1 protein-coding gene is annotated in these 1,599 nt (G+C 52.8%); it reads left to right on the forward strand.

The features are described 5' to 3' along the window. On the forward strand, positions 1–1,531 hold a 1,531-nt coding region (locus Q0526_RS03385), incomplete at its 5' end, for a CotH kinase family protein (protein ID WP_298730857.1). Positions 1,532–1,599 lie beyond the last annotated feature (68 nt).

Here is a 1,599-nt window from a genome sequence, read left to right on the forward strand (position 1 = left end):
GACGGCGGATGACCCGGATGCGCTGATTTTCTATACCACCGACGGCAGTGATCCCAAGGACAACGGCAAACTGTACACCGGCGCCATTTCGGTGACCAGCAGGGTGGGAGAAGCCAATGAGTATGTCTCCATTCCCAATCGATTTGGGTATGGGTATTCAGATTTTTTGAAGTCCTATGCCTACCAGTATGCACCGGAGCCGGTGGACAAAGCCACTACCATCACGGTGCGGCTGTATAAGGACGGCCATTGGGCGGAAGAAATGACCGCTGCTACCTATTGGGTCGATGTGGAGCAGCACACCTTGCCGGTGGTCAGTGTTACGGCCGATGCACAGGAGCTATTTGGCCCGGAAGGCATCTATACGCCGGGGGCTACCTATTATACGATGCTGCAGCAGGGCAATCTGGGTAAGAACGCCAACTTTATGTCGGGGGAAAGCATCGATGCCCGCGTGCAGATTCTGAACAGCGAGACGCGGCAAAGTCTGGAAACCCAGATCTCCATTGCAGGGCAAAATTCCAGGCTGTGGTTCCCCATGAAAAACCTGTCGGTGGATCTGCAGCAAAAGAACGAAACCCTTTCGCAGGCACTGTACGAGGATGATCTGGACGGGTTCTCTTTAAAAGGTACCGGCAACGGCGGTTGGCAGTATTTTTATCTGGACGGATTCTGGAACAACTATCTGTACGGCGGTTCGTTGGGGGCTCAGTACAACATTCCTGTGGTTTTGTATCTGGAGGATGAATACTGGGGCATCTACTGCATCCGCAACAAGAAAAATGCAGAATTTATCGCCCAGCAGTACGATGTGGATCCGGACTCGGTGGTGATCTGCACATCTACGGAACCGGACGAGGAGGATTCGATCCATACGCTGGATGCCATCCTGCGGGAATTGCCTTGCGACGAAAGCGGATGGGCGTGGATCAATGAACATTTTGATGTGGAATCCTACATCGACTATGTGATTCCCAACTTGTACGCCAACAACTGGGACGGTCTGCGCACCGCCAGCAACACCATTCTGTGGAAAGCCACCGAAGGGGCGTCCGAAGAATATTCTGATGGGCGCTGGCGGTTTCTGTTGAATGATCTGGATATGACGGTGGTCTATGGGTTTATGGACCCCATCGCCGATCTAGTGTATAATACTGCCGAAACATATAATATGCAGCAGGTGCTGTTCCAGAAACTGTGGGAATACGAAGAATTCCGCACGATGTTTGCGGAGCGTTTCCGCACCGAGATGGAAACCACCTACGCACCGGAAAATATCTTGCCGGCCTTTGAGGCGTGGTGTGAGCAGTTGGAACCGGAAATGCCCCGCAACATCACCCGCCAAAAGGTGGAAACCACATGGCTGGCGCCGTTAGCTGACTGGCTGACCGAAACCGAGTCCGATGTGGAAAATATGACGATGGAGCAATGGCAGGCAGATTACCAGTCAATTTGCGAATACCTTTCCCAACGCGCCGACGATCTGCTGGAATTTTTGGAGGCAGATCTGGCGGAAGCGGAAAATGGATGACAGTTGCTTTTACAAGGAGGCGCTATGACTACCGCAAAAAAACTGTTGCGCTGGGTGTCGCCGCTGCT

It is taken from the genome of uncultured Subdoligranulum sp., from assembly GCF_937890665.1.